The sequence below is a fragment of the Bacteroides sp. OM05-12 genome (assembly GCF_003438995.1).
Classification (GTDB): Bacteria; Bacteroidota; Bacteroidia; order Bacteroidales; family Bacteroidaceae; genus Bacteroides.
The window spans coordinates 72,641-81,657 of record NZ_QSUN01000008.1 but is presented as its reverse complement, the minus strand read 5'-3'; the positions used below and the strand labels follow the sequence as shown (position 1 = coordinate 81,657).

The 9,017-nt window shown below is 40.4% G+C and carries 7 protein-coding genes; 5 read left to right on the top strand and 2 right to left on the bottom strand.

From position 1 onward, the window contains the following. The first annotated feature begins 438 nt into the window (after positions 1 to 438). The 5 genes from DXB63_RS08950 (at position 439) to DXB63_RS08930 (ending at position 7,916) form a co-directional block, all read left to right on the top strand. Positions 439 to 1,674: a hypothetical protein gene (locus tag DXB63_RS08950; protein WP_233522836.1), complete on the top strand. Its 1,236-nt coding sequence runs from the start codon at positions 439 to 441 to the stop codon at positions 1,672 to 1,674. A gap of 28 nt (positions 1,675 to 1,702) precedes the next feature. Then, positions 1,703 to 2,968, top strand: coding sequence for an imelysin family protein (locus DXB63_RS08945; protein WP_122126062.1), 1,266 nt, complete (start codon positions 1,703 to 1,705; stop codon positions 2,966 to 2,968). An 88-nt stretch (positions 2,969 to 3,056) separates the two neighbouring features. Further along, positions 3,057 to 4,604 carry a di-heme oxidoredictase family protein gene (locus DXB63_RS08940; RefSeq protein WP_122126061.1) on the top strand — a complete coding sequence of 516 codons (1,548 nt, stop codon included), beginning with the start codon at positions 3,057 to 3,059 and terminating at the stop codon, positions 4,602 to 4,604. 147 nt (positions 4,605 to 4,751) lie between these two features. Next, positions 4,752 to 6,953 (top strand): cytochrome c biogenesis protein CcsA, encoded by a 2,202-nt coding sequence (gene ccsA, locus DXB63_RS08935; RefSeq protein ID WP_122348205.1) that lies wholly within the window; start codon positions 4,752 to 4,754, stop codon positions 6,951 to 6,953. 39 nt (positions 6,954 to 6,992) lie between these two features. Further along, positions 6,993 to 7,916, top strand: coding sequence for a DMT family transporter (locus tag DXB63_RS08930; RefSeq protein ID WP_122126060.1), 924 nt, complete (start codon positions 6,993 to 6,995; stop codon positions 7,914 to 7,916). Positions 7,917 to 8,059: 143 nt separating this feature from the next. On the opposite strand, the gene DXB63_RS08925 is transcribed toward DXB63_RS08930, so the two are convergent. Beyond that, complete coding sequence (locus DXB63_RS08925) at positions 8,060 to 8,410, bottom strand: DUF2023 family protein (protein ID WP_122126059.1); 351 nt, start codon at positions 8,408 to 8,410, stop codon at positions 8,060 to 8,062. A 19-nt stretch (positions 8,411 to 8,429) separates the two neighbouring features. Next, entirely contained in the window at positions 8,430 to 8,933 is a 504-nt protein-coding gene (locus DXB63_RS08920) for a flavodoxin (RefSeq protein ID WP_122126058.1), read from the bottom strand. Positions 8,934 to 9,017: the final 84 nt, after the last annotated feature.

The window sequence follows — 9,017 nt, the reverse complement described above, 5'->3', positions numbered from 1 at the left end:
CATCAGGTTGATTGAAACAGTGACAAGTGACAGAAATGACAGCGGTTTTCATAAACTTATATAGATGTATATAAATATATAGTAGTATATACACTATACTTATTATATATTAATCACTATATATCTTTTAAAAAGTCTGTCATTCTTGTCACTTGTCACTAATCGTAAGTATCAATACTTTTTCTTTTGCATATTCTCAGAGCAAATTATCGAATCGTATCTTTTGTTTATATCCATCTATACTCATAAATAGGTATTCTCCTTGCACTTTTTCATTATATATAGGTATTGTCCTATCTTTTAACTGCCTATACCTTTGCAACGAATTAAAATTTGGAAAATATATATAATATTAATTCTAAAAAGATGCAAAGATCAGTAAGAATGAAGATAAAGAACTTTGTGGGCAAGAGTGCCTGTTCTTTATTGTTGGTAGGTATGTCTATGCCTGTTTTGGCTCAGAATGATTCTGTACCGATGCGGCATAAAGGTCGTCTTTCTTTTGGGGGTTATGGAGAGGCGGTTTATACTCGTAATTTTTATAGCGATAACTGGAAACGCTATACGGATGCTTCAAAATATAAAGATGCTGACGGTCACGGTCGTTTTGATCTCCCTCATGTGACGTTCTTTATCGGTTATAATTTCGGGAAAGGGTGGAAGATGTACAGTGAAATTGAATTTGAGCACGGAGGTACCGAATCTGCCATGGAAATAGAGGAAGAAGAGAACGGTGAGTACGAAAGTGAAATAGAAAGAGGCGGTGAAGTTGCTTTGGAACAATTCTGGATTGAAAAATCCTTTTGTAAGGCAGCTAATCTGCGTTTGGGACATATTATTGTTCCGGTAGGTTTGACTAACAATAACCATGTACCGACAGAGTTTTTCGGCGTGTATCGTCCTGAAGGTGAAAATACGATATTTCCTTGTACTTGGCATGAAACAGGTGTCAGCTTCTGGGGGCGTGCAAAGGACTGGCGTTATGAAATAATGTTTATCGCAGGTTTGGATGCCGATCGTTTTAATGAACAAAACTGGATACAGGGAGGTGCGGGTTCTCCTTATGAATTTAAGATAGCCAACTCTTGTGCCGGTGCATTCAGAGTAGATAATTATTCGATACCGGGATTGCGGATGGGATTAAGCGGTTATTATGGAAATAGCGGTAATAACAGTTTGAGAACGGCAACTGCCAGCAATAAAGTGAAGGGAGCTGTATTTATCGGGGCTTTTGATTTCGATTATGATGCGCACAACTGGATTGTTCGCGGTAGTTTTGATTATGGACATTTAGGAGATTCTAAAGCAATTTCTCAAAACAATAAATCTATGCCCAGCGCATCTCCTTCACCAAGGACAAACGTTGCTTCGGATGCATTATGTGCAGGCGTAGAAATGGGATATGATTTCTTTTCTCTAACGAAATTACGTGATGAACAGAAACTTTATTTGTTCGGTCGCTATGATTATTATGATTCCATGTATAAAGTGGAAAAGGGCATACAAAACAATGAGTGTTGGGAGCGTCATCGTGTTGCATTCGGTTTGAATTATTATCCGATGAAAGAGATTGTAATCAAAGCGGAGTATTCGAAACGCTTCTTGAAGAGCCAATACAATGATGAACCGAGTTTCTCTATCGGTGTGGCTTATGCAGGTTTATTTACCAGATAAATATATTTAATAATAAAAATAGATAGGTATGAACAAGTTATTTAAATTCCCATTTTTGATGGCTTTTGCCATTGCCTTAGGAACCGGTTTCGCATCTTGTAGTGATGATGACGATACTGATTCGGATCATAATGTTGGCGGTGCAGGCACTGTAACTGCCGAGACTTTCAAGTCCGTACTTGAGCAATATGTGAATTATACGGTTATCCCGACTTATAAGACGTTGGCGGATAAGGCAATTATTCTTGATAAAGCAGTCAATAGATTGAATGAAGACAGAAGTGATGCCAATTTAGCGGTAGCTTGTCTGGCTTGGCGTGATGCCCGTCAGTACTGGGAGCTAAGTGAATCTTTCCTTTATGGTGCAGCGGCAGATTACAGTATAGACCCGCATATCGATTCATGGCCTTTGGATAAGACGGCTCTTGATAATTTACTTGGCAACAATTACCTTTTAGATAATTTTGATGCAGGTAATCTGGGAAACAACTTATTGGGATTTCATGGTTTGGAGTATATCTTGTTTAGCGAAGGAAAACCGAAAGGAGTTAGCAATATCACAGAAAACCAATATAAATATGCCGTAGGTGTAGCGGATGACCTTGCCGTACAATGTGTACGTTTGGAAGCCAGCTGGGCAGGAGTGGATGCTTTGAGCGATGTAAAAACCGGTATTGAAATAGAAGATGAAGACGGAAATGCTTTTGATGCAACGAAAGAGGAACTTCTGGAAGCTAATGAATTGACTCCGACCCGTAATTATGGGGAAGAATTGATTGCAGCCGGTGAACAGGGTAATAAGAACTATAAGACATCAACAAGCGGAATTGCCGAAATCATACAAGGTTGTTTTGATATTGCCGATGAGGTAGGCAACTCTAAGATTTATACTCCATGGTATAAACAAGAAGTTTTGGAAGTGGAATCATGGTATAGCTTCAATTCTTTGAAAGACTATGTAGATAATATTAGAAGCATTGAGAATGCTTATCTGGGTGGTATGGCCGATGTGGCAGAATTTGATTATACATCACAAGGAGAAGGAAAAACGGCTGCCATGAAGGGAAATCGTAATGAAGCTCTTTCGGTCAGTGCTTGTGTGAAGAAACTGGATGCGGATTTGGATACCAAACTGAAAGCGGCAATTGCGAATGCAATCGAAAAGATAAACGGCATACCTGCTCCATACAGGAATAATCTGGATAAAACAACAGAGATTAAAGCTGCAATGGATGCTTGTAACGAGCTCGCTACTACTTTGACGGAAATAAAGCAGAGAATAGAAGAAAACTAACGAGTAAATCATATCATATTATAATAACCGAGAAAAAGCATGTTGGCTCCTGCCGGCATGCTTTGGATGCTTAAAAAAGAATTTAGTTATGAGCAAACTTAAATTATGTTTATCATGCTTGTTGGTGTTGTCATTCATTGCGTGTGATGATGATAATTCTGACAACAAGGGTGACGGAGGAAATGGCAAAATTCCGGAAGAATTACAGGAAGAACTGTATACCGGCGGACAGTTGGGTACTACTTTTAATTCTACAGCCAGTGCTTACGAACAATCAACTCCGGTAGTAGATAATGACCTCGCTATGGCGGCAGCTTTCAAACGGGGTGAGCGTACTTTTGAATTTACATTCAATTCAAATAAGGAAGAGGTACGTAGTGGATTAGGTCCGGTTTATCTTCGTAATTCATGTATCTCATGCCATCCGGGATACGGACATGGTAAAAGAATGGACCGATACCGTGCCAACGATTACGGCAATGGTTATCTTCTTGTCGTATATGATAAAGACACTTATGCTTATGTTCCGGAGCTGACCGGTATGCCGCAAAGTCAAGCGGTAGCTCCTTTTTTGCCTCCGGTGAACGAACAAGGGATTAAAGTTACATGGAAGAATCATACGGATACGTACGGAAATAAGTTTGATGACGGAGAAACGTATGAATTGATTTATCCGGAAGTGACGATCGATCCGGCTTATATTAATACCAATCCCAAGCCGACCAACTATGATGTACGTTTGGAGGCTACAATCGGTATTTACGGAACCGGACTGTTGGATGCTATTCCTGATGATTCTCTTCGTGCGGAATATGAGAAGCAGCAGGCACGCGGTTATTGTCAGGGTAAAATAGGTAAAGATATTACGGAAGTGGACGGGACTACTCATCCGGCTCGTTTTACGTATGCTTTATCCCGTGGAACACTTCAGAATGGTCCGGGTGCCAATGCTATTTGGAATATTACCAATGTAACCCGTTCCGACCGTCGTTATCATTACATGACAGCGGCTTATGCGACGGCAATGTCTGAAAATGCAGATGTACAGGCCGATTTCTATAATAAATTTCCGGAATACAATAAAACGGGAGATGTAAAGACCGATATTTATAATTATCTGATGTCTCCGGATAAAGATTTGGCGGTGGAAATGACCGATGAGGATTATTTGGATTTTATGATTTGGCATCGCGGCTTGGCAGTTCCGGCTGCCCGTGATCTTGATAACACAGTAGTGCAGCAAGGTCGTAAATTATTTTATTCGATAGGCTGTACTGCTTGCCATCGTCCTTCATGGACTACAGGTGAAGATAATTACAGTGGTGATCCGATGGTAAAAGGCAAGCTGCCCAAGTATCCGAATCAAAAGATTTGGCCGTATACAGACTTAATGCAACACCGTCTTGAGATGGTAAATGATATCCGTACGGGATGGTGTCGTACTACTCCGTTGTGGGGACGCGGACTTTCCGATAAATGTACCGGTGCGGGTGAACATCTACATGATATGCGTGCACGTAACTATATCGAAGCTATTATGTGGCATGGTGGCGATGCACAGAAATCCAAAGAAAAGTTCAGAGCATTAAGTAAATCGGATAGGGATGCAGTCGTGAAGTTCCTTGAATCGATTTAATTTTGCTGATATTTTGAGAATGTCCGAAAGGGTATAAATGAAGTTTGTTATACCTTTTTCGGCATCTTCTCATTAAAGTGGGATAGACATATTAGGATTTTCAGGGCTTTTTCACGATAATCTTTTTAATCTCAATCGTTATAATTGATGAAGAAATTATCATTTTCTCTTTTAGGTATTATCGTTGTTATTTTATCTGTTGCCACATTTTTGGAAAAGTATGATGGTACGGATTTCGTTAATAATCATATATATGGCGCATGGTGGTTTTCATCCTTATGGATGATTCTGGCATTGTCGTCATTTGCTTATATGCTGAGCCGAAAGTTGCAACGCAATCTTCCGGCTTTTCTTTTGCATTTCTCTTTCTTCCTGATTCTTGCCGGAGCATTGCTTACTTCATTAACCGCTCAACATGGAATTGTGCACTTACGTATGAATGAACCTGTCTCTGCATTTATTACAAATGAGGAAGAGCATATAGATATGCCTTTCACGCTGACTTTAGATACTTTCGTGGTATCTTATTATCCCGGAACAAATGCAGAAGCAGATTATATCAGTAAGTTTACCGTGTCTTCTCCCGATGGAGGTTCTTTTCAGGAGCAAGTATCTATGAACCGTATTTTCTCATATCACGGCATACGTTTTTATCAGGCTTCTTATGACAGTGACCGGCAAGGAAGCATACTTACGGTTAACTGTGACCGTTGGGGTATTCCCGTTACCTATGCAGGGTATTTCTTTTTATTCGCGATGATGCTATGGAATCTCTGTTCACGTAATGGTTATTTCCGTCGTGTGTTAAGAAGCGGTTTGCTGAAAAGGAGTATATGTGTATTGGTCTTATTGGGAATATATGGTCTTGCCACTGCCGGAAACCGGACATTAACCAAGGTAGATGCTACCTATATGGGACAGGTGCAGGTATTGTATAACGGAAGAATAGCCCCTTTGCAAACTTTGGCTTATGATTTTACCCAGAAATTGACAGGAAAGATGGCTTATAAAGGCAATACGGCAGAGCAGATATATTTAGGATGGTTATTGTTTTCTTCTTCCTGGCAGGAAGAACCGATGATTTATGTAAAAGATGCAGTACTCAGGGATGTATTGGGCTTTAAAGAGGAACGTGTTTCACTGAAAGACTTCTTTACGTCTCAAAATGAATATCGTCTTGAACCGTATTTGAACGGAGAACCGGGTAAATTAAAAAAGGCGGCGGTAGAAACAGACGAAAAGATACAACTATTGTCGATGTTGCATGAAGGTGAATTATTTAAAGTATTTCCTGTGACGCTAAACGGGCAGACAGTTTGGTATGCTCCTGCCTCTATGCTTCCGCCAGAGATAAGTGATGCGCAATGGCTTTTCATTCGTAAAGGAATAAACCTGCTGGCAGAGTCTGTTTTAAAGAATGACAGTGAACAAGTCCGGTATTTTATTTCCAAGCTGATAACTTATCAGCAAAAGAATGGGGGAGAATCCTTGTTGCCCGAAAGGAAAATAAAAGCGGAAAGACTGTATAATCATGTTCCGTTCGCTACCTTATTATATAGGATAAATCTGACGGTAGGACTGCTTGCCTTCTTTGTGTTTTGTTTTTATTTGTTGAAAGGTAGGAAATTATCCTGTTTGCCAACAGTGTTTACCGATATATTTTCCGGAGTTCTTTGGCTCTCTTTCCTGACATTGAGCTTTTGTCTGCTGTTGCGTGGTTATATCAGCGGCAGATGGCCGATGGGCAATGGCTATGAAACAATGATGATGATGGCATGGTGTATTCTGCTGACTGCACTTATTGTATGGCGTAGATTCCGTTTGATGCTTCCTTTCGGACTTTTACTTTCCGGATTTTGCTTGTTGGTATCTTCCATCGGACAGATGAATCCGCAGATAACCCCTTTGGTTCCCGTACTTTCATCCCCTTTATTGAGTCTGCATGTGTCGTTGATTATGATGTCGTATGCACTCTTCTCTTTTACTTTTCTCAATGGACTGCTGGCTCTGATTCTTAATCGGTCGGAAGCAAACGGGCAGATAGAAATATTGCACACCTTGTCACAACTGTTTCTTGTCCCGGCATTATTTCTGCTCGGAGCGGGAATCTTTATCGGAGCTATATGGGCAAATGTTTCTTGGGGACGTTATTGGGCATGGGATCCGAAAGAAGTATGGGCGTTGATTACATTCTTGGTTTATGCCTTTGCATTGCATACGGATTCCTTGCGTATTTTCCGTAAACCATTGTTCTTTCATGTCTATATGATCCTTTCTTTCTTAACAATTCTGATGACTTATTTCGGAGTAAACTATTTCTTGGGCGGGATGCATAGTTATGCGGGATAATTGTGTACCTTTGCCCCCCGAAAATGAAAGTCATCTTATATGAACATAAATAATAGAGCGAAAGGATTTGTCTGCGGATCGGTTGCTGCGGCTACTTACGGTATGAATCCATTGTTTACGCTTCCTCTCTATCAGGAAGGAATGTCTGTTGATTCGGTATTGTTTTACCGGTACGGATTTGCTGTCCTTATCCTCGGCATCATGCTGAAACTTCAGGGGCAATCGTTTGCTTTAAAGAGGAATGAGATACTGCCTTTGATAGTCGGAGGATTGTTGTTCTCGGCATCTTCCTTTTTCCTGTATATCAGTTATAAGCACATGGATGCGGGGATAGCTTCCACCATACTTTTTGTATATCCGGTCATGGTGGCCGTTATTATGTTCTTGTTTTTCCATGAGAAGGTGTCATTATTGACTACCTTTTGTATTTTGCTTGCCCTTTCGGGGATAGCATTGTTGTATAAGGGAGATGGCGATGAAACCCTGAGTTTGTTCGGAATGCTTTTGGTTATTCTTTCGTCTTTATCGTATGCTATTTATATCGTAGGTGTAAACCATTCTTCACTTAAAACGATGTCTACCGGTAAGTTAACGTTTTATGCATTGCTTTTCGGATCATCGATTTATATTGTCCGTTTGAATTTTTGTACGGAGCTTCAAATGATACCTTCTCCTTCGGCGTGGGTTAATATCTTGGCTATGGCGTCTTTGCCGACGGTTATCTCTTTATTATGTACAGCTATTGCCATTCATAGTATCGGCTCTACGCCGACAGCTATTCTTGGAGCTTTGGAACCTGTCACGGCTTTGTTCTTCGGGGTAATGATATTCGGTGAACAGCTGACGCCGCGTATTATTATGGGTATTTTAATGATTCTTGTTGCTGTGACATTTATTGCGGTAGGGAAGCCGATGATGATGAAAGTAAATCATCTTTTCGTTCGGTTGCGCCATTCCCGCTGAAGTCTTAATTCTCTATCTTTTAGGTACGGATTACGCAGAAAAGAGTAAAGAAATAACCCGTGTAATCGGCATAATCCGCGCCTAAAGAATGATAAAAGATAGCTGATTTTAGTTTTGACACCCCCCGATAAGAAAATCGGGAATCAAGCACTCTTTTTCTTTCCGCAGAATCGTTTGCACTGTTGGCAAATATCATATCCTAACATGGCACCGAGTATGAAATCTTCTTCCGGTGTAAGTCGGTTCAGCGGTCGATTGATGAAATGTCTGATAGCATTCATGCACTCTTTCTTCCCGAAAAAGAGGTTTATCTTGTTGTCGCTGACTTCTTGTGTCAGATAACAGATATTTTGATTCTTCAGGCGGCGAACGGCAAATTCTTCATATTCTTTATTCATGGTGTAAAGCACCATATTGCGTACACCCTTTTTGAATTCGTAAATGTGGTTCAGGAAGATTCTTACCTCTCCGGGAACTGCTCGTTCGTTTTCCATCGCAATGAATGTTGATCTTTTAGTTGTTTATGCAAAGAGTTTTGATCCATTCGTCGATGCGCTCTTCTGTCTTTCCGTCTTCGTTTACATCGTCAATGGCCACACCGATGAATTTTCCGTCGATAACGGCTTTGGAGTTATCGAATGTATAACCGTCAACAGGTATTGAACCGCAGAATTTACAGCCGGTAGCTTTCAAGTCATCGTGGATGATACCCATTCCGTCACAGAAAGTATCGCTATAAGATTCAGAATCACCGCAACCAAACAGTGCAACACATTTTCCTGTAAGATTCATTCCTGCCAGTATTTTTAACGCATCATACCAGTCATCCTGTACTTCACCGTCTCCCCATGTGGATGTTCCGAGGATAAGTACTTCGTATCCTTCTACTAATTCCTTTGTCAGTTTGGAAGCATCATGCACGTTTTCATCACTAACACCTAGTTTCTTAGCAATAATTCTGGCTACGGATTCTGTTGTCCCTGTAGTCGAACCATAAAATATTCCAATCTTTTTCATTTTCGTTTTTATTTTTATTGACCCTGCAAAGATAGGGTAGGGAGTTGTATCGCAAAATCCCTATTTATAGGGAAATGAGTAATC